This is a genomic window from Bacillus sp. AF62, assembly GCF_050312695.1.
Taxonomy (GTDB): domain Bacteria; phylum Bacillota; class Bacilli; order Bacillales; family Bacillaceae_G; genus Bacillus_A; species Bacillus_A cereus.
This window is the reverse complement of sequence record NZ_JBNPJZ010000286.1, coordinates 1-308: the sequence shown is the minus strand read 5'-3', so window position 1 is coordinate 308 and position 308 is coordinate 1. Positions and strand designations below refer to the sequence as shown.

Genomic DNA, 308 nt, shown 5'->3' with positions numbered 1-308 from the left:
CTCCATTGCTGTAGCAATTTCGGAATTTCAATGAAATGGATTTCCAAATCTTCGAGTAACACTTCCTTGTGTTGCCTACTCCAAAATTGTCCGACTGTATGCATATCATCATATTGAAGAAAGAGATCAAAATCTAATAGATTAATCGCAATCGTTTTACGTAAAGAACGGTAGGGCATTCCTTGCTCTAATTGAGATGTATACAGTTTACTCCAATAATACAGGGAACGTGGTTCTGTTGCAAAGTTTGAAAAAACATCAACCTGCTTACAAAATACGGTTGTAGTTTAAGCAGTTCTGAATAACTG

1 pseudogene is annotated in these 308 nt (G+C 36.0%); it reads right to left on the bottom strand.

The window, feature by feature from the left end:
• A pseudogene (locus ACQRBL_RS32765) lies at window positions 1–230 on the bottom strand (Rpn family recombination-promoting nuclease/putative transposase); the annotation flags it as partial.
• Window positions 231–308: the final 78 nt, after the last annotated feature.